Source organism: Bacillus sp. S10(2024) (genome assembly GCF_050473865.1).
Lineage (GTDB): Bacteria > Bacillota > Bacilli > Bacillales > Bacillaceae_G > Bacillus_A.
Genome location: NZ_JBFLUR010000002.1, coordinates 3,086,202 through 3,110,329, shown reverse-complemented (window position 1 = coordinate 3,110,329; position 24,128 = coordinate 3,086,202). Strand labels below are relative to the sequence as shown.

22 protein-coding genes are annotated in these 24,128 nt (G+C 35.7%); 14 read left to right on the top strand and 8 right to left on the bottom strand.

From position 1 onward, the window contains the following. Positions 1-35: 35 nt before the first annotated feature. The 3 genes from AB1280_RS15805 (at position 36) to AB1280_RS15795 (ending at position 3,633) form a co-directional block, all read left to right on the top strand. Positions 36-824 carry a TerC family protein gene (locus tag AB1280_RS15805; protein WP_272188927.1) on the top strand — a complete coding sequence of 263 codons (789 nt, stop codon included), beginning with the start codon at positions 36-38 and terminating at the stop codon, positions 822-824. Positions 825-903: 79 nt separating this feature from the next. Next, a complete protein-coding gene (locus AB1280_RS15800; protein ID WP_429756405.1) occupies positions 904-2,535 on the top strand; it encodes a YceG family protein in 1,632 nt (543 codons plus the stop codon). 18 nt (positions 2,536-2,553) lie between these two features. Further along, positions 2,554-3,633, top strand: coding sequence for a toxic anion resistance protein (locus AB1280_RS15795; RefSeq protein WP_429756404.1), 1,080 nt, complete (start codon positions 2,554-2,556; stop codon positions 3,631-3,633). A gap of 27 nt (positions 3,634-3,660) precedes the next feature. Here AB1280_RS15795 and AB1280_RS15790 read toward each other — a convergent pair whose 3' ends face one another. Next, positions 3,661-6,327 carry a cation-translocating P-type ATPase gene (locus tag AB1280_RS15790; protein WP_429756403.1) on the bottom strand — a complete coding sequence of 889 codons (2,667 nt, stop codon included), beginning with the start codon at positions 6,325-6,327 and terminating at the stop codon, positions 3,661-3,663. Between the two features lie 222 nt (positions 6,328-6,549). After that, entirely contained in the window at positions 6,550-6,774 is a 225-nt protein-coding gene (locus AB1280_RS15785; protein ID WP_272188931.1) for a DUF1128 domain-containing protein, read from the bottom strand. A gap of 304 nt (positions 6,775-7,078) precedes the next feature. Here AB1280_RS15785 and AB1280_RS15780 point away from each other — a divergent pair, with 304 nt between their 5' ends. The 3 genes from AB1280_RS15780 to AB1280_RS15770 all read left to right on the top strand — a co-directional run bounded on the left by AB1280_RS15780 (position 7,079) and on the right by AB1280_RS15770 (position 9,056). Next, positions 7,079-7,543 (top strand): low molecular weight protein-tyrosine-phosphatase, encoded by a 465-nt coding sequence (locus AB1280_RS15780; protein WP_272188932.1) that lies wholly within the window; start codon positions 7,079-7,081, stop codon positions 7,541-7,543. 158 nt (positions 7,544-7,701) lie between these two features. Next, positions 7,702-8,187 (top strand): DUF4075 domain-containing protein, encoded by a 486-nt coding sequence (locus tag AB1280_RS15775; protein ID WP_429756402.1) that lies wholly within the window; start codon positions 7,702-7,704, stop codon positions 8,185-8,187. A 5-nt stretch (positions 8,188-8,192) separates the two neighbouring features. Continuing rightward, a complete protein-coding gene (locus AB1280_RS15770) occupies positions 8,193-9,056 on the top strand; it encodes a YihY/virulence factor BrkB family protein (RefSeq protein WP_272188934.1) in 864 nt (287 codons plus the stop codon). A gap of 192 nt (positions 9,057-9,248) precedes the next feature. Here AB1280_RS15770 and AB1280_RS15765 read toward each other — a convergent pair whose 3' ends face one another. Then, entirely contained in the window at positions 9,249-11,177 is a 1,929-nt protein-coding gene (locus AB1280_RS15765) for a heavy metal translocating P-type ATPase (RefSeq protein WP_429756401.1), read from the bottom strand. 58 nt (positions 11,178-11,235) lie between these two features. Then, positions 11,236-11,439: a hypothetical protein gene (locus tag AB1280_RS15760; RefSeq protein WP_429756400.1), complete on the bottom strand. Its 204-nt coding sequence runs from the start codon at positions 11,437-11,439 to the stop codon at positions 11,236-11,238. A 294-nt stretch (positions 11,440-11,733) separates the two neighbouring features. On the opposite strand from AB1280_RS15760, the gene AB1280_RS15755 reads away from it, so the two are divergent. Both AB1280_RS15755 and AB1280_RS15750 read left to right on the top strand, forming a co-directional pair. Further along, positions 11,734-12,684, top strand: coding sequence for a DMT family transporter (locus AB1280_RS15755; protein WP_429756399.1), 951 nt, complete (start codon positions 11,734-11,736; stop codon positions 12,682-12,684). A gap of 160 nt (positions 12,685-12,844) precedes the next feature. Next, positions 12,845-13,525, top strand: a complete 681-nt coding sequence (locus AB1280_RS15750; RefSeq protein WP_429756398.1) for a lysoplasmalogenase — start codon at positions 12,845-12,847, stop codon at positions 13,523-13,525. Positions 13,526-13,561: 36 nt separating this feature from the next. On the opposite strand, the gene AB1280_RS15745 is transcribed toward AB1280_RS15750, so the two are convergent. After that, complete coding sequence (locus AB1280_RS15745; RefSeq protein ID WP_429756397.1) at positions 13,562-13,846, bottom strand: hypothetical protein; 285 nt, start codon at positions 13,844-13,846, stop codon at positions 13,562-13,564. Between the two features lie 392 nt (positions 13,847-14,238). On the opposite strand from AB1280_RS15745, the gene lepB reads away from it, so the two are divergent. Together lepB and AB1280_RS15735 are read left to right on the top strand one after the other, a co-directional pair. Next, a complete protein-coding gene (lepB, locus tag AB1280_RS15740; RefSeq protein WP_429756396.1) occupies positions 14,239-14,772 on the top strand; it encodes a signal peptidase I in 534 nt (177 codons plus the stop codon). Positions 14,773-14,785: 13 nt separating this feature from the next. Next, a complete protein-coding gene (locus tag AB1280_RS15735; protein WP_429756395.1) occupies positions 14,786-15,217 on the top strand; it encodes a hypothetical protein in 432 nt (143 codons plus the stop codon). Between the two features lie 51 nt (positions 15,218-15,268). Here the strand turns inward: AB1280_RS15735 and AB1280_RS15730 are convergent, their stop codons facing one another. Continuing rightward, positions 15,269-18,067 (bottom strand): dynamin family protein, encoded by a 2,799-nt coding sequence (locus AB1280_RS15730; RefSeq protein ID WP_429756394.1) that lies wholly within the window; start codon positions 18,065-18,067, stop codon positions 15,269-15,271. Between the two features lie 363 nt (positions 18,068-18,430). Between AB1280_RS15730 and AB1280_RS15725 the strand changes: the two genes are divergently transcribed. Next, a complete protein-coding gene (locus tag AB1280_RS15725) occupies positions 18,431-19,033 on the top strand; it encodes a DedA family protein (RefSeq protein WP_272188943.1) in 603 nt (200 codons plus the stop codon). A gap of 22 nt (positions 19,034-19,055) precedes the next feature. On the opposite strand, the gene AB1280_RS15720 is transcribed toward AB1280_RS15725, so the two are convergent. Both AB1280_RS15720 and AB1280_RS15715 read right to left on the bottom strand, forming a co-directional pair. Next, positions 19,056-19,202: a BH0509 family protein gene (locus AB1280_RS15720; protein WP_141525097.1), complete on the bottom strand. Its 147-nt coding sequence runs from the start codon at positions 19,200-19,202 to the stop codon at positions 19,056-19,058. Positions 19,203-19,679: 477 nt separating this feature from the next. After that, positions 19,680-20,729: an NAD(P)/FAD-dependent oxidoreductase gene (locus AB1280_RS15715; protein ID WP_429756393.1), complete on the bottom strand. Its 1,050-nt coding sequence runs from the start codon at positions 20,727-20,729 to the stop codon at positions 19,680-19,682. 333 nt (positions 20,730-21,062) lie between these two features. Here AB1280_RS15715 and AB1280_RS15710 point away from each other — a divergent pair, with 333 nt between their 5' ends. Genes AB1280_RS15710 through AB1280_RS15700 form a run of 3 tightly spaced genes read left to right on the top strand, consistent with a single transcriptional unit; the run spans position 21,063 to position 24,073 of the window. Beyond that, positions 21,063-21,986: an iron-hydroxamate ABC transporter substrate-binding protein gene (locus AB1280_RS15710; protein WP_429756392.1), complete on the top strand. Its 924-nt coding sequence runs from the start codon at positions 21,063-21,065 to the stop codon at positions 21,984-21,986. Positions 21,987-22,034: 48 nt separating this feature from the next. Further along, positions 22,035-23,069, top strand: coding sequence for a FecCD family ABC transporter permease (locus AB1280_RS15705; protein WP_429756391.1), 1,035 nt, complete (start codon positions 22,035-22,037; stop codon positions 23,067-23,069). Then, positions 23,069-24,073, top strand: a complete 1,005-nt coding sequence (locus tag AB1280_RS15700; protein ID WP_429757353.1) for a FecCD family ABC transporter permease — start codon at positions 23,069-23,071, stop codon at positions 24,071-24,073. The genes AB1280_RS15705 and AB1280_RS15700 overlap by 1 nt, the downstream gene beginning before the upstream one ends. Positions 24,074-24,128: the final 55 nt, after the last annotated feature.

Sequence of the window (24,128 nt, the reverse complement as noted above, 5' to 3'; positions counted from 1 at the left end):
AGAAATTTAAAAATAGAATAGGAGTCAAAAGCTGTATGGAGATTTTACACGGAATTCTTGATACGTATGCCCAATTCTTTGATTTAGATATGTGGGTAAAAGTATTAACAGATCCAGTATCTTGGGGATTAATTGGTACGCTTGTCATTTTGGAAGGATTGCTATCTGCTGATAACGCGCTTGTATTAGCTGTTATGGTAAAACATCTTCCCGAAGAAAAGCGTAAAAAAGCTTTATTTTATGGACTTATTGGTGCGTATGCATTTCGTTTTATTGCCATCGGAATTGGTATGTACTTAATTAAATTAGCATGGGTAAAAGTACTAGGTGCTCTTTATCTTGCATGGCTTTCTGTGAAACACTTCATTGATAAATCTAAAGGAAATGAAGAAGATGAAGAAGGTCACGGTATGAAGCAGGATAGCATTCTATTTAGAATGTTTGGCATGTTCTGGGGAACAGTTGTAATGGTTGAGTTAATGGACATTGCGTTCTCTGTGGATAGCGTTCTTGCAGCATTTGGTGTTTCAAATGAAGTATGGATTTTACTTCTTGGCGGAATGCTTGGTATTTTAATGATGCGTGGTATTGCCGGCGTATTTTTACGATTACTAGAGCGTATTCCAGAACTAGAAACGACAGCATATATATTAATTGGAATTATTGCTGCGAAAATGTTGCTTTCTGTATTTGGTATTGAAATGCAGCACTGGTTATTCTTCATCATTTTAGTTATTGCATTTGGTGCGACATTTATTTTACATTATATGAAAACATCTCGCCAAACTCGTGAAGAGGTGGCAGCTTCTAAGAAAGAAGATTAATAGGTTAATAGACTAAATGGGTTTGCTCGTCATATGAGCGCCCATTTTTTATAAACGTTTCGTTTGGAGGTGAACGAGTGTGTTTTCACGTTTTGCATTTCATCCACAGCTACTCGGCGGGGAAGAAGTATTAAAACAGTTTGAAGTCAGTTTAGCAAAGCGGCCGCATTATGAATTGACAGAGAATAATCTGCATTTTAGTTATATAGGATGTCGCATTCTTGGTGTGCCAAATGATGCGGATGAGTATTATAACCAGTTATTTGAGTATAGTCAAAATGAGAAAATCACTGTGCTTCATGAGCAAAATTTAAATAAGGTCATTTCTTCAGAGAAGCTTCGCGATATTCAGGAAGTTTTTTCACTGCACCAACAAGCCGCAAACGGTTTAACTGTTAATCGTCTCGTTGCTCATTTAACGGGGAAACGTTTGTTGCCGGAAGTAGATAATCCTGATATACAACACTACATACATACAACATTTATTTCAATTTTAAAGCTGTACGAAAAACAGCATAATCAATCGTTAAAAACAGAAGGTTTTCGCCGTTTTTTAATTGATATGATTAAGTTAAGTGAAAATTACATTTCGAAATGGTTTTCACAAAAAGATTATAAAGTACAAATGCCGCAAATTATATGGTACGGTGATGCGTCGGAAAGTCGAATTTACTTTTTATACTTTCTTATTATGCTCGGATGTGACGTATTGTATTATCACCCAGAAGGAAAAGATGGTTTTGAAACAATCGATGAAGAAAGTCGAACATTTGTGATTTCGCATCCAAGTCGAATTTCATTAGAGCCATTTCCAGATAAAAAGAGGGAGCGCGTTGCAACTGTTGCGTATCAAGCTTCAAAAGAGATTGAACAGGTGCTTCATCATGATAATTCACTCTTGTATAAACCATGGCAATTCAGGGCGTACACACCAGTTGCCCGGACGTTAAAAACGACGTATGATGAACTGTTTATCATTACAAAAGAAAAAGCATTTATAAGACCAACATTCTTTGTAGAAAACCAACATATTTATATTCCATCGTTATTTGCAAAAGTGTCTGGTGTCTCTAAAAATGAGAAAGAGTATTTTCAAAGATTAAAAACGTTAACATCATATGAAAATAGTTTGCTAATCAATCAATTTCCTTTTATGAAGGAACAGAAAGCAAATTTTCAATTCCATTATCGTGATGCGTTAAACCGTTCAGGAAAACTTGATGCACAGAACATCATTCAAAGTCATTGGTGGCCGCATAAGCGTTTACCAGAAGGATTGCAATATGGGATTGCAGAGGCAATCATTCATACATGTGAAAGTGGGCTTTGCAAAAGAGTGGGATCTGAAAAAGAGCAAGATGTTGCTTTATATGTGTTTGCCCAGCTTTCGCAAATCCCGCCGAACATACTTGAGCAGCTTGAGAAATTTGATTATTCACAAGAAGTGCCGAAAATAGTCATATTTAACAATGAGAAAAGTGGAGAACTGACGCGGTCTGACGCGGTAGTCATGCTCTTTTTAAATCAAATTGGTGTCGATGTGTTACATTTTAATCCGACAGGACGTAATGATATCGAGCAGTATATTGAAGCGGGCGCATTTGATTCCCATTGGTTAGAAGAAGTGAGCTTTGATGTAGAGTTTCACGGTGCGTCGTCCTATAAAAATTTATCAAACACTTTAAAAGGGTTGTTTAAGCCATTTTTATAAAGAAAGGAAGATACATATATGAATCCAATCGTACTAGATCCAACAACAGAATTGACTGAACAAACATCACAAAATATTCGTCTGCAGTTAAGAGAAGATCCTGAAGTACAGCGCATTTATAATGGTGTAGATATAAAAGATCAATTGGAATTAATTGAGCTAGGAAAAGAGCCATCTGTAGAGATTTCAAGGTTTGCTGATCAAATTTTACATACAATGACATTATCTAAAGTAGAAGATTCTGGTGAGCTATTAAAGCAGCTTGGAAAAATTATGGACAAGTTTGACAGTAAAGATTTTGTTGAAGAAAAGAGCGGTTTTTTCTCTCGTTTATTTAAAAAAGGAAATCAAATGATTGAACAAATCTTTAATAAGTATCAAACGATGGGACGCGAAATGGATAAAGTATACGTGGAAATCACGAAATATCAAGATGAAATGAAACGTTCAATTGGTACGTTAGATGGTTTGTATGAGCAAAACTTAAAATACTATTTAGATTTAGAGAAATACGTTGTTGTGGGTGAAATGTTACTTGAGCGTCTGCAAACAGAATTAGTTCCAATGTATGAAGAGCGTGTTCAGAGCAATGATCAACTTGCAGGAATCGAGCTGGAATCACTAAAGAACTCTGTAGAGATTTTAGAGCAACGCATTGACGATTTAGAAAAAGCACGTATGGTTGCGCTATTAACAGCACCGCAAATTCGTATGATTCAACGTGGTAACAACAAGTTGATTGGAAAAATTAATACAGCGTTTATTACGACAATTCCTATTTTTAAAAATGGTATTATTCAAGCTGTAAATGCAAAACGACAAAAGCTTGTTGCGGATTCAATGGCAGAACTTGACCGCCGTACAAACGAACTATTAAAGAAAAATGCACAAAATATCGCGACGCAAAGTGTCGAAGTAGCGAAATTAGCAGGTTCCTCAAGTATTAAGATGGAAACGCTTGAAGAGACTTGGAACATTATTTCGAAAGGTGTTCAGGAAACAAAACAAATTGAAGAACAAAACAAACGTGAGCGTGAAGAAAGCCGTAAGCGTATGGCAGACTTAACGGACCGAATTAAGAAAGAAATGCAAGGATAAGAACAGAAAAGGCAGTGAGGAGATTCCTCACTGCCTTTTAAATATTTTTATTACTTCATTTATTAGTAGTGGAATGCTACTAAGTAATAAAACAAAGCCCCAATCGTTTACTGTTAAAGCATGGACACCAAATATGCTTGCAAGAGATGGAATCGAAATAATACATACTTGTATACATACTCCGATAAGAAGAGAGAAAACTAAGTATTTATTTGTAAATATTCCGATAGAGAAGATTGATTTTGTACGTGATCGTAAATTAAAAGAGTGAACGAGCTGTGAAAAACTCAGTGTGACAAAGGCCATTGTTTGCGCATGTAATAAAGCATCTGCTTCAATTTGCGATGGAAAGAGAGGAAAAAGATTCGTATCCCCTGTATATAATTTTGCGCCAACAATAAAGGCAATTAACGTGATGAGCCCAATGACAATTCCGTTTAGAATGAGAAATGGTACACTGCCGCTAAATAAGCTTTCTGCTGCGCGACGCGGTTTCTCCTTCATAACGTCCGGATCTTCTGGATCAACTCCAAGTGATAATGCTGGAAGTGTATCTGTAATTAAATTCACCCACAAAATATGAATGGGACGAAGGGGGGTAGCCCAGCTGAGTAAAATAGCTAAAAAGAGTGCAATGATTTCTCCGAAATTACAAGAAAGCAAAAATAAAATAGACTTTTTAATGTTATGGTAAATGTTTCTTCCTTCATCGACTGCTTTGACAATTGAAGAGAAATTATCGTCAGTTAATACCATATCAGCTGCACCTTTCGCTACATCTGTTCCGGTAACCCCCATTGCGACACCAACATCTGCTTGTTTTAAAGATGGGGCATCATTGACACCATCTCCAGTCATGGAAACGATATTTCCTTTTGCACGTAATGCTTTTACAATTTTTACTTTATGTTCAGGAGAAACGCGAGCAAAGACGTTTAAATGATTAATTTCGTTTGCGAGCTGTTCATCTGAAAGATTATCTAATTGTGTTCCAATTATTACTTCGGATTCTTTTTTAGCAATTCCAAGTTCTTTTGCAATGGCGAAGGCTGTATCTTTATGATCTCCTGTAATCATAACGGTGCGAATGCCAGCTTTCTTGCATTCTTTGATAGCTGCCTTCACTTCTAGGCGAGGCGGGTCAATCATCCCTACAAGACCAATGAAGATAAGATTTTCTTCTGCCTCATACATGTTAATAGGCTCGGCACTGCACTTTTTGAAAGCGAACGAAAGTACTCGTAACGCTTTTTTTGACATCGCTTGTGCCGCTGCTACTATTTCAGTTTGATCACTTTCAGTTAATGGCTGCACAGTGCCATTTTTAAAAATATGTGTGCACTTCGGTAAGAGTTTATCGATTGCCCCTTTTGTCATACTAAAGTAGTTGTCTTTGTATTCATGCAGCGTTGACATCATTTTACGATTGGAATCAAAAGGGAATTCACTTAGGCGTTTATGTTTCTTTTCCATTGCATCTTTTTGAACGTCAAAGGCCAATCCCGCAACAAGAAGGGCAATTTCTGTTGGATCCCCAGTTTGCGACTCAGAGTTGTAAGAGGCATCGTTACATAAAACCATATTTTCTAATAATAGGCGCTGAACATCATTATTTATGTTTAAATTTTCTAATGCATCGTATGTACAGTCACTATAAAAGTGGGTAACGGTCATTTTATTTTGCGTTAATGTACCCGTTTTATCTGAACAAATAATTGTAACAGAGCCAAGTGCTTCGACAGCTGGTAGTTTCCGTATAATCACATTTTGTTTAATCATACGCTGTACACCGATAGCGAGAACAATAGAAACGATAGCTGGTAAGCCTTCTGGAATCGCAGCAACTGCTAAACTAATCGCGGTCATAAACATTTCTAACGTATCACGGCCTTGGAAAAAACCGATTAAGAACATGATGATACATATTCCTACAGAGACAAAGCCTAGATATTTTCCAACTTGCGCTAAGCTTTTTTGAAGAGGCGTTGTATCATCTTCAGCTTGATGCAAGAGAGTGGCGATTTTTCCTATTTGTGAATGCATACCCGTTTGGGTAGCTACGCCAACACCACGACCATATGTAACAAGTGTAGACATAAAGGCCATATTCTTTTGATCACCTAGTGGTACTTTTTTGTTATGGTGCTTGGAAGGATTATACGCTGCATCTTTATCTACAGGAACGGATTCGCCCGTTAAAGCAGACTCTTCAATTTTTAAATTGGCTGTTTCAATGAGCCGTAAGTCACACGGAATATAGCGACCTGCATCCAGCAGAACAATGTCTCCGGGAACGACATTTTCGGATGGGATTTCTTTTAATTCACTACCTCGTTTTACAATTGCTTTTGGAGTCGCCATCTTTTTTAGAGCTTCTAAAGCTTGCTCTGCTTTTGATTCTTGAATGATCCCAATTACAGCATTTAAAATGACAACAACAGCAATAATGCTAGCATCAGCCCATTCGCCGACAACGGCAGAAATAAGAGCGGCAATTAAAAGGACATAAACGAGAATATCATTGATTTGGGCAAAAATACGTTGACCCAAAGTTCTTTTTCTCTTCATTTCGAGTTCGTTTTTTCCGTATTTTTTTAATCGCTCTTTCGCTCTTTCTTCACTTAAACCTTGTTGTTCATTTGTTTCTAGTTCACGCAATGTCTGAGTTTTTGTCTTACTGTACCAATTGCTCATATGAAAGCACCTCCAATAGAAAAACAGTTAGCAATTGTAGTGTGGAAATTTTCGATTTGATGTGAAGTCTCTGATGAGGGGTTGATATTATTTTACAATATTTTGAAGGTTTGCGAATAAATATGGGAATTTGTCATAAATTTGTTGGGAATAAAAAGAAACGGATTTCAAAAGATTAACATGTATCAAACTTTTGGAATCCGCTACCATAGGCACTTGTTACTATTTCTTGATTAGTGTTCCTAATTCTTCTGTAATAGCTTGCATTTCGCTAATGCTAAATGTGTCGCGTTTCATAACGTGTTCATAAATGTCGCGTAAGTCTTCGTACATGTCTTCATTGAAGCTTGCAGCTCTCATTGCACCAGCGTTTACCATACGTAATTTTTCTTTTATTGCTTCTACCATATATTCAACGTTCTCTTGTGTTTTTACGGATAAATCCACGGAAGTTTCCCCCTTTAAAATAACATAGACTTATCTTAACATTTTTTTCTCATTTTCGTTAACGGAAGTTTGCGATCACATTAAATTAGTATCTATTTCCTTTATAAGTAATTGTTGATTGTTTATACTAAATATACAAGTTAAAAAACCGACGTGAAAATCCCTTTCTTTTTGGGGGAGATCAGAGCATCTGACCGGCATAGAAGCGGTCATGCTGTATTCTACATAGCAGCGACTTATATATCGAAAAATTTAAATGGATATATAAAGATAACAAATGCAGTATGAAGGGAAGAAAACAAATATGGTTCGAGTTTTATTTGTTTGTCTAGGAAACATTTGTCGTTCTCCGATGGCAGAAGCAATTTTTCGTGAGCTTGTCAAAAAGGAAAAATTAGAAACAGTAATTGCTGTTGATTCGGCTGGAACAGGGGATTGGCATATTGGCCATCCACCTCATCACGGCACACAGAAAATTTTAATGGAAAATGCAGTATCCTTTGAAGGAATTAAAGCTCGTCAAGTAGAAAAAGAAGACTTAACAAAGTTTGATTATATTATTGCAATGGACAATAAAAACTTAGACGATTTAAAGGCTTTAGGCAAGGCAGGTCGCTATATCGGCAGACTATCTGATTTTGTTCCAAACGGTGGTTGGACAGATGTTCCGGATCCATACTTTACAGGGAACTTTCAAGAAGTATATGACCTTGTAACAGAAGGATGTGCAAAATTGTTAGCGTTCATTCGAAATGAGCAAGGAATATAAGAATGTTAGTTCAGAAAGTAAAATGCTTGGCTCCGAGTGATGAGTTGAGTGAATCGAGCTCTTATGGTAAGTTTAATCTTAAAATTTTTTCTTTGAGATTTTCTTGTTCGTTCGAGTAAGATAACTTTCTAACAAAATAGATGAAAGGGTGAAGGAATATGGCAAAGAAGGGAAATCTTGTGCGAAATATTGCAATTGGTGTAGCAGCAGGTGTGGCGGTTTCTATGTTAAAGAAGGAGAATCGTGAAAAGGTAAAACTGACAGCAGGAAAAGCAAAAACAAAAATGATTGAAATTGGTGAAAATGCAAAGCTGAAAGAAAAGGTACAAACAGTTACCGATAAAGGACGCGAACTTGCCGATTTTAATGTTGTAAAAGCAAAAGTAGCGGAAATTAAAAAATTAACGCCAGCTGTTGTGGAAACGTTAAAAGAGACGAAAGATATTTTTAGGAAGAAGAACGCTGTAAAGGAACAACCAGAAACAATTGAAATTCAGGCAATTGTACCAAAAGAAGAGGTAAAGGTAGAAGAAGAGCTAATTACAGGGGAAGATCGCAGCGCGAAGGAACCGATTGCGGAAGAGAAGCAATCAGAAGCGTATATTGAATTAAAACAAAATAAAGAAGAAAAGCAAAGCGTTTAAAAGAGATGAAAACATTTGTACAAAAGGCAAGAACTCATCATGTTTTCACATTTGGAAAAGACTTGTATGATCGAACAATGCGAGATGATCTGGCGGGCTTAGCAGCACAGCTCGCTTATTTCTTCTTGCTTTCCCTTTTTCCAGCGCTCGTTTTTTTAATAACGCTTCTTGGATATATTCCAATTGAGACGGAAGATATATTAACCTTTTTAAGAAATTATGCTCCTGAAGATGCAATGAGTTTAATTGAAGCAAATGTACATACAATAATGAATAAACAAAATAGTGGGTTATTATCGTTTGGTTTACTTGCCATGTTATGGTTTGCATCCAACGGTGTTAATGCAGTGATGAAGGCATTTAACCGCGCCTATGATATCAATGAAACCCGTTCGTTTATTTTAACAAGAGCATTGTCAATTGTATTAACATTAGCGATGATTTTTATGATTGTTTTCGCTTTAATTTTACCTGTATTCGGCCAACTAATTGGATCAGCAATTTTTAAAATTTTAGGTTTATCCGATGAATTTTCGTTTGTGTGGAGTATTGTTCGATTACTACTAAGTTTTCTTGTATTGTTCGGTTTATTTTGCTTTTTGTATAAATTTGCTCCAAATCGCCATGTAAAGAGAAAAGAAGTGATGACAGGCGCATTATTCGCTGCAATTGGATGGATTGTGGTATCGTACTCATTTGCGTTCTATGTCGATAACTTTGGAAATTATTCTACTACATACGGTAGTCTCGGTGGTATTATTATTTTAATATTATGGTTTTATTTAACTGGCTGGGTAATTTTACTTGGCGGAGAAATTAACGCACTCCTAAATTATTATCGAACGAGTGACAATAATTCCCGTAATTAAAAAGAATCCTCTGTCCCATACTAAAAAGGAATAGGGGGGATTATTCATGGGCCAAAATAAGACTGGTAACAGCAAAAATGACAAAAATCAGCGTAAACAACACAGCAGCTCGCAGCCAAAACATAAAACGAGCAGCAGTGCAAACGGACATAATAGTTATCATTAAAAAAAGGGTTCCATATTGGAACCCTTTTAATTATTTGCCTTTAATAACCGTAATCCATTTAAAATAACAAGGATCGTACTTCCTTCATGACCGATAACACCTAATGGAAGTGCTAAAAATTGCAGGAAGTTTGAGCAAATGAGCAGCATGATGACAGTCAACGAAAAGATAACATTTTGCTTTACGATGCGATTCATTCGTTTTGATAAGCGAATGGCTTGCGCTAAGCGGGAAAGTTCACTTTTCATTAAGACAACGTCAGCTGTTTCTAAAGCAACATCAGTTCCTTCTCCCATTGCAACGCCAATACTTGCTGTTGCTAAGGCAGGAGCATCATTAATACCGTCACCAACCATTGCCACTGTACCGTATTTCTCTTTCAATTGTTTTATTGTTTCTACTTTTGTTTCTGGTAAGCAAGATGCGTAATACTCTTTAATATTACTTTCAGCAGCGATTGCTTTTGCTGTTTGTTCATTATCACCTGTAATCATAATTGCTTCGATGCCAAGGCTTTGCAGTTCACGAATGGCTGCAATTGTTTCTTGGCGCAATGTATCTTTTAGAGCAATCAGACCAAGAACACCGTTTTCATCGCTTACATATACAACTGTTTTTCCTCCTTGTTCTAAATGCATGGAAATGCCGCTATGAAATGTTTTTGTTTCTTCTCCAATAAAATTAGCTTTTCCAATTTTGTACGCTTTATTTTGCAGTGTTCCTTTTAGACCAAACCCTGTAACATCTTCTACGTTTTCTGGTTTTGTTAACGTAATCTCATATGCCTGCTTTGCATAGTTCACAATTGCTTCCGCTAGAGGATGTGTAGAATGACTTTCAATGGATGCTGTAATGTGTAGTAATTCTTTTGCTGATATTCCATCACGCGTATATACATCTGTTACTGTTGGCTTTCCTTGTGTTAATGTCCCTGTTTTATCAAAGGCAATGGCTTTTAACGAAGCTAATCTTTCTAAGTGAACACCGCCTTTAAATAAAATGCCATGGCGTGCACCGTTTGAAATTGCTGATAAAGTAGCGGGCGTAATCGCTGCAACAAGTGCACACGGTGAAGCAACGACGAGTAGAATCATCGCACGGTAAAATGTTTCATTCCAGCTCCAGCTAAGCGCATAATGAGGAACGAACATCATAAGTGATACAACGAGAAGTACACCTTTGACATACGTTCCTTCAAACTTCTCAATGAAAAGCTGTGACGGAGACTTTTCACTTTGGGCATTTTGCACGAGGCGAATAATTTTTTGGAACAATGTTTGATCGCTATGTTTTGTAATTTCTACTTCAATCGCACCGCGTAAGTTAACAGTTCCAGCAAATACGTCATCTCCAGGTTTCTTTTCATTTGGAATGGGCTCACCTGAAATCGTCGCTTCATCGATATTCGTTTCACCCGTGCGAATCATACCATCTGCTGGAACACGTTCACCTGGTTTAATTAAAATGATGTCACCGATTTGCAGCTGTTCAACTGGAATACGTTCTTCCACTCCGCGCGAGATGCGCAGTGCTTCTTCAGGTTGTAAGTCGAGCAGTGCTGAAATTTCTTTTTGACTTTTGCTCATTGTATAAGCTTCCATCGCTCCGCTTAAGGCGAAGATAAAAATTAAGATGGCACCTTCTGTCCAATAGCCGATAATGGCTGAGCCAATTGCTGCAAAAAGCATGAGCATTTCGACGTTCAGCTCTTTTTCTGCGAGTGTGTCTTCAATACCTTCTTTTGCTTTTGCATAACCTCCAATGATATAAGCGAATACGTAAAATATAGTTGCAGGTGTTGTCATGTCATTCTTTGTTAATAACCAACCGATTAAAATTAACACGCCGGATGTAAGCGCAAAAATGAGTTCATAATGCTTTTGAAATGTTGCAAGCCAAGATGAAGAAGCCTGAGTTCCTTGTTGCTTTGATAATGTTTTTACTTCAGAATTCATAGCTTTTTTGCTCCTTTCTATTTGAGAAAAAATTGATTATGGAAACTCTTGTTTTCTTTTAAGGCGGTGTTCCTGTTTGTTTTAATAATGCTTTTATTCCAGCATTCATCGTTTTTGCTCCTTTCGATTGAGAAAAAGAATCATCATCGACAGCCTTATAAAACGGCGAAAGCTGCCATCCATTTAGATAGCAGCATTCTTCTAAGTTGAAATGTTCTTTTGTATTGCGAACATTTTTACTGGTGAATTCATCTCGTTTCACTCCTCTCTATTTGAGAAAAAGAATCATGATCGACACCCTTATAAAACAACGAAAGCTGCCATCCATACGGATAGCAGCATTTCTTAGAAAACACACTCTGTGTAGTTATTTACTTTATTATTATTACTATTCTAGATTGTAACATATGTTACCTTATCCGAAAAGATTTTTACTTATTTCGTTATACGTAGGGAAATGGCAGAAGCAAGGTAGAAGTGAAAATACTTGTCTTTTTGACTCCGCTTTGTTATATATGAATATTGTTCATAAAAAGTACGGAAGGGAAGACATCTAGTGAAGACAGAAAGATTTTTTACACATCCGCTCGGTGTATTTATTGCAGCATTAAGTGCAACTTTTCTATGGGGTAGTGCGTTTCCATTTATTAAATTAAGTTATATACAGTTAGACATTCAACCTCATGAAGTAGGCGAGCAAATTTTATTTGCGGGTTACCGCTTTTTCTTAGCAGGAGTGATGCTTTTATTCTTCTTTAAATTGTTAGGGAGAAACTTATCTTTTCAAAAAGGAACAATGAAGCAACTTGTTCAAATTGGTCTGTTTCAAACGTTTTTACAATATGTTTGTTTTTATATCGGTTTGAGCTATAGTACTGGGATTGAAGGAGCAGTTATTTCGGGAACATCGTCATTTTTTCAAATTGTATTAGCGCATTTTCTATATAAAGACGATTCTTTAAATATGAGAAAAATCATTGGCGTATCTATCGGTTTTTGCGGTGTTATTCTTGTTAACATACCAAAAGGAGATATGAATTTTCACTTTGGCATTGGTGAATTGTTATTACTAGGTGCGGCAATGTTGTACTCATACGGTAACATTTTGGCGAAAGAAGGAAGCAAAACGATGGATGTAGGTTATATGACCGCATATCAGATGATTATTGGTTCTCTAGGCTTATTGTTCATCGGGGTTTTACAAGTTGGATTTATGCCGTTTACATTTGATATGCAAACGTTGCTTATGCTCCTATACTTATCATTTTTATCAGCAGCGGGATTTTGTATTTGGAATACTGTGATGAAATACAACAAAGTTGGAAAAGTATCGATGTATATGTTTTTCATTCCAGTATTTGGTGTGATTTTATCGAGCTTGATTTTAGGCGAAGCAATTCATTCTTTTGTATTATTTGGATTGGCGTGTGTAGCAACTGGAATTATTATCGTGAATCGTACACGTAGTGAAAGAAACAAATCAAATACAAAAAGTAGCGTAGTGTGAAGAGGTTCATGGAGAGCCTCTTTTTCATATGGAAAGTGAAACTTTCATGAATATCTCAGTGAAATTTGGAACGATTTTTCGAGGGTAATTATAGAAAAAGAAAGGAAAATGATGATTTTATATCGAATAACATAGATACTAATTCATCAAGGAGAAAAATATGAATGAAATGTACGTACTGTTAATTGGACAAGTAGTTTTATTTTTGTTCGGGACCATTTATGCAATAAGACAATCAGAACAAACAAAGAAAAATGAACCATTACCTTTATTTATTCGTTTACTCCTCACTTTCTCATTAACTGGAGCGGCGATATGGATGTGGGTACAGGACCCGGTAATACCTTATCGTCAGTGGGTTGCAATTGGGATGATTTTATCAACAATTGGTGATTTATTTATGGCCGGTTTAATTCCATTTGGGCATCGTCTCATTGGTGGGATGGTGACATTTGCGATTGCACATTGCTTGTATGTTACTGCCTTTTTAGAAACGGGTATTTCGTGGAATGGCTTATATATTGGTTTAGCGGGATACGGCTTGTTTTTAATTATTGGTTGGTTCTTTTTTATTCGAAATCATAAGCAAGATCGATTATTTACAATCGGAGCGCTTGTATATGGACTTTGGGTTGGCGGAATGGCGTGTTTTGCGTTTGCGCTCGCTTATTTCAATCAAGGAATGTGGTGGATTCCGGCGTTAGGTGGTTTTCTATTTGTCATTTCTGACTTTATTATTGGAATTACTGATATAGGTGGACGGAATATAAAGTATGATCCTCTTTTAGTTTGGGCAACATATGTGGGAGCGCAAATGTGTATCATTTATGTTGGTATATAAAAAACAAGCTGGTATTTAACCAGCTTGTTTTTTGCGTTAGGCTACAATATTTTTTCGTTGTAAAGCAGCTAAGCTATACTCATCAGCAGATTTATACCCTTGAGCTAAAAGATCATTAATATATAGCTTATTATAAATAAAACAGAAAACTAAATTAGAAAAACCAAGTGTAAACATACTTGCAACTAAGATAACCAAACACCATTTCCAGTCTCCACGAAACAATGCTGGGAAGAAGCCGAAGAAAAATACAGTCCAACTAAATCCTAGTTTCGTTTGTTTGATCTGCCCAGTTTTTTCATTTTTAAGCATAACTTTCATAATGAAAACGATTCCTCCTCATACTCTATGTACCAAATAAAAAGACCAGAAGTATTATATCAAATATTTATATATTATGATACAACGTATAATATAATTGTAATATTCGGTGAAAGTTACGGTTGTGTATGCTATAACATTTATCCCGCGTTAATGGGCAGTGATCCCCTTACATTAAGGTCGAGAGTGGATGAAACGTAAAAAGTTAATATATAAAATGTGAAAGAAGAACTGCCCTTAAGCAGTTCTTCTTTTGTTGTTAAACAATATGAATTTGTATAGAAAATGTTAGATTTTATTGGGGAAATTGTCCAGGTAATTTACTGATAATATAGAATTTATTGGTAAATGTATTTTATAATATAGATAATAGAGGGATAAGGGAGAGGCGTATGAAGAAGAAAAGTCGTTTGCGGGAATTCATTGAAGTAGTTGCGATTGCATGTGTGCTTGCTTTTTTCATGAAAGTATTTGTCTTTTTTCCAACAACCGTGCAAGGAGCTTCTATGCAGCCTACCCTTTACGAAGGGGATAAGGTCATTGTAAATAAGGTAACAAAGCAAATGGATAGTTATGATCATGGCGATGTCATTGTGGTTAAAACGGATAATTATTATGTGAAGCGCATTATCGGTTTACCTGGAGATACGATTGAAATGAAAAACGATCAGCTGTACATCAACAGTCAATTGCAAAAGGAACCTTATTTAGGAAAAAATAAGAAGCATGCAAAGCAACTTATGGTGAATTTAACAGAGGATTTTGGTCCGATGAAAATTCCGAAAAATAAAATTTTTGTCATGGGAGATAATCGATTAGTTAGTCGTGATAGTCGTAATGGATTAGGGTTCATTGATAAAGATGATGTATTAGGAAGTTTAGTTGCAATTTACTATCCTTTTAAGCGGGTGCAAACGATAGATTAGAAGGAGGAAGGCTATGGAAGAGATTGTCGGCCATATTTTAGCTGGAATCGCACGGGGAGCAGTTGCACTTGGGGAAGTAGCGGCAGATGCTGCTAAAGCAATCGTTCGAGGAACAATCGGGGTTGGAAGAGTTGTATTTGAAGCTCTGGCAGAAGAACTTGTAGAGTTAGTGCTAGAAAGTTTCGAAGGACGAGAACAGCGAAAACAAAAAAGATTTGCGCGTCATGTGGAAAAGTTAAAGGGACATGATTGGTTCAAGGTTATATATGAAAATAGAAAATGCCGCGGTGTGATTCATACAGATAAGCGTTATCTACGCTTATTGAGTAAGCGGCGGTATGTACAGAAGCTGGTTCGTAATGAAAACGAACGTACGCGATTTATCCAGCAAATCCGTATTGAAGCAAAGGTCAATGATGTGATATGGGATATACAGAAGGATTAATCGCATAATAACAAAGCAGCCGATAATGGCTGCTTTGTTGGTTTATTACAATTAAAAAGTTGGTGTTTCCTCTATGTTTGTTCCTAACATTGACTCTGTATCAATGTTCCGTTCATCTATACTTAAGACTACTTCATACTGACGCAATCTAAGTTCAAATAGTGTGATAGGATCACGATAAACTTCAGGATTTGATTTCATTTTATGCAATGTATTTTGATATTCTTGTATTTCTAAATGAGTCTGTTCGACAGCTTGTTTCAATGAACTAAACGGATCTCTAAAGAACATAGTAATATCCCTTTCTAGTGCATTTTCAAATAGCTCAAACTGTAAGAAAAACTTGTTTATAATAGAAGTAGTTACATCGGTAAAATCTTCATTTTCTAAATACTGCTTGTATTTGGTATAGAGCATTGTTTTATTTTTAGGAAGAGCTCCGAATAATTTCCCTGCACTTTTTAGTAAAAATTGCGTGGGCGTAAAGCGGCGGAAGATATTTACTTCTTCCATCTGTATTCGATTCGTCATTCGATCCGTATCGCGTCGCCAATCATCAAGTATTTTAAAGTCGCATTCTAACTGGATTCGATTTTCACCGCATAAAGAGTTAAGCCCTTCACTTATTTCTTCTAAATATGATTGACTTTGAAGGAACTCACTATTAGAAGTTTCAATCCAATTCTGCATGGATGAAGCGAAGTTAGGTAATACGGTTTGCTCTAAATAGTTTCGAATTCTCTCATTCATTGCTGCATTTAATTCAGTATCCATGTGTCTAAAATTGCTGTCCTCACTAATTAGATCAGAGCAGCTGTGCAGCAGTTTCGGAATATGCTCTGTAAGGTCATTCGTAATTGTATGTTTCATTGTACGGTATGAATCTGTAATGAAATGGATTTTTTCCTTTTCAAAAGCAGTAACATTATTAATAAAGCCATTTAATCTCATTAAAATGTCTTCATTCCAATTAATGGAATCTACTAAGTTATTTTCCATCTCAACTCGTTTATCTAACAGATATTGAATTGCTTTTCGAATGAAAAATAGTATTTTTTTCGTACGTTCTTGCTCAAGATTTTTATACTCAAAGTTAAAATGAATAAAATCAGCGAACTCTTTTAGCTGTTGACTGTTTGCATATAACGATGAATAAGGTAAAACTCTCGCATGTGGAAAATATGCGTTTATTCTTGTTTGTGTATCGTGCATCACTCGTTTTATTTCTGCTTCGCTGTAAATGTTATCAATTTTATTTAACAAGAAATGAATTTGTAAATCTGGTGCATGTTCTTGAATGTTTAATAAAATGTCGCGTTCTTTGTCAGTGAAAGGTGAATCTGCATTCAACACGAATAACAAACTGTCTACTGAGTCTAAATAGCCGAATGTTTCATTTTTTAACTCACTGTTTCTATTAAAGCTAGGTGTAACAACGAATGCTAGTTTGTTTTTACTTAAAAAATTGCAAGGTAATTTAAATTCAATACATGTTTTTTCTCTATATGTTTGTCGGTGCATAGACATCATGTTATGGAAATCAGAGAAATTATTAGTGGTTGAAATTGCCGCATCTGTTATGGCATTAATTTCCGTATGAGCGTCATCTTTAAAGATAACTGCATTTGAGCTTGCGTTTTCTAATATATTTTCTCCTAGTACAGAGTTAATAAATGAAGACTTTCCGCTTCCGGAAGTTCCTGTTACTAAAAGACGATTTGTTCTTAAATCTGCAAGCTCATAGACCAACCATCTAAAGCGATGCCCCATTTCTAAATCATTGTTTTGTGCCCACTGTGTAATAGAATCAAAAAGATGTAAACTATAGTCTAAGCCATCCATATAATTGGTAGAATGTAATAACAATTTTTCTGCATGGCTCACGTCTGCCGCATCTATTTTAGCAGGGAAAACCTCATCCCATGCCAACACTGCTGCAGATGGAAACACAGCATGAGAAGGAATGACCATTTTTAACCAATTCGTTAAAATATTCGGAACAATATCATGTAATTGTCTCAGCATATACTGGCCTTGAATTAATTCAAAATACGTTTCTTCGTAAAGAGAAGAAATGTCGTCCCATCCATCGGCTGAATGTACTTCGATATGTGAGAAAAAGTCATTTATTGTTTTAAGCCAAAGCAAATAAGTTTGTTCGTTCTTATAGCTGTGCCAAAGTGATGAAACAATTTGTGTAAATTGGACTAAGTCTACATGATGTAATGTAACGAGTACTTTATAAAAATAATCTGGTGAAATGGTTTTCGTAAATCCTTGATCAATATATTCTTTTAGAATCTCAAACCATTGGAAGGACTCTGTTCGAATTATTTCATTTACAGCAAGTTCCACCGCACTGTCCCAATCTTGCTGTTCTTCATAAAAGGAACGAGCAATGGTTGTAACGTTTGGATAATCGGGATTTGCAGAAACAGCTTCTTTAATAACGGCGAAAGCTAAGTCAAGTTTGTTTTGTTCTATGTAAAGAGAGAGTAATTGCAATGAAATTTCGGTCATAAGTATTTTATTATTAGTAGTAATGGACGTATACACAGTTTCGGCAGCTGATAATTGGTTAAGTTCGAAGTAAGCATCTGCAATATTCTTTTGTGCCCATGGTTCTAATTCATTATTGACTTTCTCCCATTTAAAAATAGCTGATTCAAAATCTTGATGGTGATAATAAAACTCACCTTGTGCAAAACGAATATAAGATCCATCCGAAAATTCATTTTTTTGCTCAGCTAAATATGCTTCTCCAAGTACTTGAAGAGGCGGATGTGTTTCATTTTCCATTAGAAATGTTTCATAATATATTTTTTTTATTAACTGTTTTTCTAGTGTCATGTTTTTCCTCCACTATATATTAAAAAATGAATATTCCTTCATATGTCAACACTTTCTTGCATTGATGTTTTTTATTCTAGCAAAGATTTTCTTTTAAAAAATTTCAATTTCCTTTCATTTTTAGAGTAGGATTGAATTTTCATGCATAAAGTTTCAGTTTTTTTTCAATTTCCTTTCAGTTCTGAAACAACATTAGCTCTTCCTAATAACATAATACGACTATAATATTCTACATGAAGTTGTAACATTGAATGTAGAGTTCGTCATAAAAACAATGTATAGTGAATATGTATACCATGTTTGCTTTATTGATAGAGAGGGTACAATGTGGAATAACGATAACGTATAGGATGTGTCGTGCGAATGGAAGAACATATTGGTGAATTAATCGCACACTACGGTTATTATGGAATTATTATTGCGCTTGCTGGAGGAATCGTCGGATTACCAATACCAGATGAATTTCTACTTACATTTGTCGGATATAATATTTCAAGGGGATATATGTCAGGAACAGAAGCTTTTACGAGCGGCATGGCTGGGGCTATAATTGGGATTACATTAAGTTATATGCTTGGCTTGAAATTAGGACTCCCTGTATTGAAAAAGTATGGTTCTAAAGTGGGGATTAAAGAAGCACAAATTGAGAAGACGCATATTTTATTTGAGAAGTATGGTCCTTTTTTATTGGTGTTTGGCTATTTTATACCTGGTGTTAGACATTTAACTGCTTATTTTGCAGGAATGTCTGACTTAAAATGGGGGAAGTTTTTTTTATATGCGTATGGCGGTGCGCTCATTTGGGTGAGCGTTTTTATTGGGCTTGGGTGGAAATTAGGAGAAAAGTGGCGAGATGTAGAGTACAATTTACATCGATATGGATTTTGGATTTGTGTTGTTTCAATCATCATTGTTTTGATTGTTTATACATATGTAAAAATGCAAAAAGCTAAAAAAAACCGCTAATGTATATAGCGGTCTTTTTATGTTATTCTGCAATTTCCTCATATAAGAAGTATGTCACATTGTAAATATGTTCTACTTCGTCATCGGTCATATACATCAGTTCTTCACGTTCAATGCCTTTTTTCTTTTCAATAAATTCAATCATATTTTTCCGTTCTTCTCTTCTTATCATGTTTATTTCTCCTCTCAATCTGTTTTAATACAGTTTATTTAAGTTAATACTATTATATAACAGAATCTTTAGAAAGTTCCAGCTTTTTCAATTTTTTTTGGAAAAGAACTTTTCGACAAAACGAGACGTCGCAAAATATTAAATATATATGTATTAGAGAAGTAGAGTAAGAATGTGTCGCTTCTTACGATACGGTGTAATACGAGAAATACCAATTTTTTTATAGTTTGCTTACTTAATAAAAACTCATCATTTACTTCGGTATGCTTGTTAAGCTGAGTTTTTCTTTCTTCAGGAACGCATTTTACAATATAACATAACTCCACTTGTAGAAACATTGATAACATTTCTTCTTTCCTAAACATCGTTATTTGCAGTCAAGTACACTTAACAAACTCATACCATAATCTCAGTTCCAACTATTTTTGTGCGTAAAGAAAAGATAAAAAGCATCCGTTATTTCACGAATGCTTTTTATCTCATCATTTGATTAATAAGTTCCCGGTTACGTTGTTTAAAAACATCATTATGGGAAGAAACCATGCCATATTCACTTGCATCCGGATGAATAAATTGTTTTGCTTTATTCACGGCGTTTCCAGCATCTTGAAAAGCACCAGCGATTAAATGCAATTTACCCTCGTGTTTTAAAATATCTCCCGCAGCGTATAATCCTTCTATGGAAGATTCACTATTTGCATTACCTGCAATAAAGTGATCATCTATTATTTCAATATTTAGTTCACTATTTTCTAATAATGTCATATCACGTTCATATCCATGATTAATAATGACTTCATCAATTGATAAATATGAAACTTCTCCTGTTTCATGATTTGTTAATTCCACACGCTCAATGGCTTCATGATTATCACCTGCAATTAACTTGGTAATCGTTGTATGCAAGAAGCATATTGCAGAGCTATTCATAAGTTGTGTTATTTGTGCCTCATGACCAGACAAAGTATCTTTTCGATATGTTAAATACACTTTTTTTGCAATCGGCTCCAATTCATTAGCCCAATCGATTGCAGAATTGCCTCCGCCTGACACAATGACCGTTTTATCCTGAAAATGTTTTAAGGATTTTACAGTATAATTTAAATTCGATACTTCAAATCTTTCAGCACCTGAAATTGCTAATTTTTGTGGCTTTAATATTCCACTTCCTGTTGCTACAATAACAGTCTTTGAAAAATGCCTTTCTCCAGAGGATGTCTTTAACACAAAGATTCCCTCTTCATTACGAGTTATCGATTCTACTTTTTCATTTAATACGACTTCTGGATGGAATGTTAATCCTTGCTCTACAAGTTGATCAATTAACTTAGCCCCTATAACTGGTGGCAATCCTCCAATATCCCAAATCATTTTTTCTGGATAAACATGTATCTTTCCACCTAATTGTGGTTGAAATTCAATAATCTTTGTTTTCATTTCTCTTAATCCACTATAAAACGCTGAATAAAGCCCTGCAGGTCCACCGCCGATCACAGTTACATCAAATAATTCCGCTTGATTCATTCGCGTTCACTCCTCAGTTTTTAATTCATATTGATTATCATTCTCAATAAAATATAACCTGTTTCAATTAGATTTACAATCTAAATTACTATTGACAATCTAAAAAGATAAAATTATATTATTAAGTGGTTGACATTGATAATCATTTTCAATTTATACTTATTAACAAAGTTGGAGGGAATATAACGTTTCATTGACTTATAAATCATTCAAGTACTTTTATTGCAATAAATCTCGATATCAAGATTTGTAAGCACAATGTAGAACGAATTATGAGATATCATCCTGTTAGAAAGCTATATATTACATTCATTTTATAAAAGGAGAAGACGAATGAAAAAATTATTCATTTTACTTACAGTTCTATTTGTACTTGTTATGAGTGCTTGTAGCAACGGATCAACAGATAAGAAAGACGATTCAAGTGCAAAGGGAAGTAAATCAGAAACAATTACATACCAATCCGAAAATGGTAAAGTTGCAGTCCCTGCAAATCCAAAGCGCGTCGTTGTATTATCATCATTTGCAGGTAACGTAATGTCTTTAGGAGTAAATCTTGTTGGGGTAGATTCATGGTCCAAACAAAATCCACGTTTTCAAGCGAAATTAAAAGATGTTGCTGAAGTATCAGATGAAAATATCGAAAAAATTATTGAATTAAACCCAGACTTAATTATTGGTTTATCTAATATCAAAAACGTTGATAAGTTAAAGAAAATTGCTCCAACTGTTACATTCACATACGGAAAAGTAGATTACTTAACTCAACATTTAGAAATAGGTAAATTACTAAATAAAGAAAAAGAAGCAAAAGCTTGGGTGGACGATTTCAAGAAACGTGCACAAGCAGCAGGGAAAGATATTAAAGCAAAAATCGGAGAAGACGCAACCGTTTCTGTTATTGAAAACTTCAACAAGCAAATTTATGTATACGGCGAGAACTGGGGCCGTGGAACAGAAATTCTTTATCAAGAAATGAAATTAAAAATGCCTGAAAAAGTAAAAGAAAAAGCATTAAAACCAGGTTATTATGCATTATCTACTGAGGTTCTACCTGAGTATGCTGGGGATTACTTAATTGTAAGTAAAAATAAAGATACTGATAACTCATTCCAAGAAACAGAATCATACAAAAACATTCCAGCTGTGAAAAATAATAGAGCATTCGAAGTAAACATGATGGAATTCTACTTTAATGATCCACTTACATTAGATTTCCAACTAGACTTCTTCAAGAAAAGCTTTCTTGGTCAATAATACAACAATGAGGAATTCTTATTTTAAGAATTCCTCTTCCTTTATTCTATGAAAAGAAAAGATGTGAAACGAATGACAAAAAACAATCTACTCTCTGCTTCCTTTACGTACAAATTTATTTTAGGAATCATTGCGTTTTTCCTTATTTTTATAATCGCGATGTTGTTTGGTGCGGCAGATACAACTGTAAAGGATGTATGGTTAGTACTTACTTCTTCAGCCAAAAGAGAAAAGCTTTCCGTGATCCGGGAACTACGCTTACCACGTGAAGTTGCAGCTATTTTTGTTGGGGCCGGTCTCGCAGTTTCTGGTGCAATTATGCAAGGACTAACTCGCAATCCACTTGCTGATCCGGGTCTACTTGGTCTAACTGGTGGCGCTAACGCTGCACTTGCTATTACCATTGCCTTTATACCCTCTGTAAATTACGTTTATATGATGATTGCCTGCTTTATTGGAGCAGCAATCGGTGCAATGATGGTTTTTGGCATTGGGTTGATTCGAAAGGGAGGGCTTTCTCCCTTTCGAATCGTCCTTGCTGGATCGGCAGTTTCAGCATTCTTAGTCGCGGTTTCAGAAGGGATTGGGATTTACTTCAAGATTTCGCAAGACGTATCTATGTGGACAGCAGGAGGCGTAATTGGAACAACATGGAGCCAGTTACAAATTATTATTCCCGTTATTTCAGTAAGTATATTCATTGCCATTTTATTTTCAAAGAAATTGACGATTCTAAGTCTAAGCGAAGAAGTTGCAATTGGACTTGGTCAAAAAATCATCCTCATTAAAACTGTTCTTTTTATTGTTATCATTTTGCTTGCAGGTGCCTCTGTTGCACTTGTTGGAAACATGGCATTCGTCGGTTTAATGGTGCCCCATATGGTACGACCAATCGTCGGGCCAGACTATCGATTTGTTATCCCGATGTCTGCAATAGTTGGAGCTTCTTTTATGCTACTTGCTGACACAATCGGACGTACAATGAATGCTCCATATGAAACGCCACTTGTTGCCATTGTTTCCATTGTAGGTCTACCATTCTTCCTGTTCATTGTACGGAAAGGAGGAAGAACATTCTCATGATTCAACATTCAATTTTAAAAAAACAACGACTCATTATAATGGTTTTACTTATACTTATTATCACAACAATCATAGTCGGTATGGGATTAGGAGCTGCTTCACTCTCCTACGATAGGCTGCTTCCAACATTATTTGGACAAGGAACATTTAAAGAAGAATTTGTTTTATTCTCTCTTAGGTTGCCTAGAATTACAATTACACTATTAGCCGGCATGGCACTTGCCTTATCAGGGGCTATATTACAAGGAATTACTCGAAACGATTTAGCTGAACCTGGAATTATCGGTATTAATTCAGGAGCGGGTGTAGCGATTGCGATTTTCTTTTTGTATTTTCCAATCGATGCAGGTTCATTTGTATACTTACTACCAGTTGTTGGATTTATGGGGGCTTTTATTACAGCTTGTCTGATTTATGTTTTTTCATATAAAAAAGCTACGGGACTTCAGCCGATAAATTTAACATTAACGGGGATTGGATTTTCATTCGCACTCTCAGGGACAATGATTGTAATTATCTCCTCTGCTGAACGTGCCAAAGTAGATTTTATCGCAAAATGGATTGCCGGAAATATTTGGGGAGATGATTGGGTCTTTGTATTGGCTATCCTTCCATGGTTAGCTATACTGATCCCGTTCACATTATATAAGGCAAACCGTCTAAACATCCTTGCCTTAAACGAATCCGTAGCGATTGGCGTCGGGATCGAAATTGAAAAAGAACGCCGCTCTCTACTACTAGCAGCCGTTGCATTGGCTGCCACTGCAGTTTCAGTTACAGGGGGAATCGCCTTTATCGGGCTTATGGCTCCGCATATTGCAAAATCTTTAGTTGGGCCAAGACATCAAATATTTGTCCCTGTAGCCATTCTAATCGGTGGATGGCTATTATTACTTGCAGATACAATTGGTCGGCATATTGTAGAACCAAGTGGAATTCCTGCAGGTATTATGGTTGTTTTTATTGGTGCTCCTTATTTTATGTATTTGTTACTGAAAAAGTAGAAAAAGCCTGTGAGAATTTCCTTTCTCAAGGCTTTTTCCATTTCTTGTTATTGAC

Excerpts from the sequence above, each read along its gene's own strand:
- AB1280_RS15745 (WP_429756397.1), bottom strand. The coding sequence starts at position 13,846 with ATGAAAGTTATGCTTAAAAATGAAAAAACTGGGCAGATCAAACAAACG.
- AB1280_RS15765 (WP_429756401.1), bottom strand. The coding sequence starts at position 11,177 with ATGAATTCTGAAGTAAAAACATTATCAAAGCAACAAGGAACTCAGGCT.
- AB1280_RS15780 (WP_272188932.1), top strand. The coding sequence starts at position 7,079 with ATGGTTCGAGTTTTATTTGTTTGTCTAGGAAACATTTGTCGTTCTCCG.
- AB1280_RS15775 (WP_429756402.1), top strand. The coding sequence starts at position 7,702 with ATGGCAAAGAAGGGAAATCTTGTGCGAAATATTGCAATTGGTGTAGCA.
- AB1280_RS15705 (WP_429756391.1), top strand. The coding sequence starts at position 22,035 with ATGAAAAGAAAAGATGTGAAACGAATGACAAAAAACAATCTACTCTCT.
- AB1280_RS15715 (WP_429756393.1), bottom strand. The coding sequence starts at position 20,729 with ATGAATCAAGCGGAATTATTTGATGTAACTGTGATCGGCGGTGGACCT.
- lepB (WP_429756396.1), top strand. The coding sequence starts at position 14,239 with ATGAAGAAGAAAAGTCGTTTGCGGGAATTCATTGAAGTAGTTGCGATT.
- AB1280_RS15795 (WP_429756404.1), top strand. The coding sequence starts at position 2,554 with ATGAATCCAATCGTACTAGATCCAACAACAGAATTGACTGAACAAACA.
- AB1280_RS15725 (WP_272188943.1), top strand. The coding sequence starts at position 18,431 with ATGGAAGAACATATTGGTGAATTAATCGCACACTACGGTTATTATGGA.
- AB1280_RS15790 (WP_429756403.1), bottom strand. The coding sequence starts at position 6,327 with ATGAGCAATTGGTACAGTAAGACAAAAACTCAGACATTGCGTGAACTA.
- AB1280_RS15770 (WP_272188934.1), top strand. The coding sequence starts at position 8,193 with ATGAAAACATTTGTACAAAAGGCAAGAACTCATCATGTTTTCACATTT.
- AB1280_RS15710 (WP_429756392.1), top strand. The coding sequence starts at position 21,063 with ATGAAAAAATTATTCATTTTACTTACAGTTCTATTTGTACTTGTTATG.
- AB1280_RS15805 (WP_272188927.1), top strand. The coding sequence starts at position 36 with ATGGAGATTTTACACGGAATTCTTGATACGTATGCCCAATTCTTTGAT.
- AB1280_RS15735 (WP_429756395.1), top strand. The coding sequence starts at position 14,786 with ATGGAAGAGATTGTCGGCCATATTTTAGCTGGAATCGCACGGGGAGCA.
- AB1280_RS15730 (WP_429756394.1), bottom strand. The coding sequence starts at position 18,067 with ATGACACTAGAAAAACAGTTAATAAAAAAAATATATTATGAAACATTT.
- AB1280_RS15750 (WP_429756398.1), top strand. The coding sequence starts at position 12,845 with ATGAATGAAATGTACGTACTGTTAATTGGACAAGTAGTTTTATTTTTG.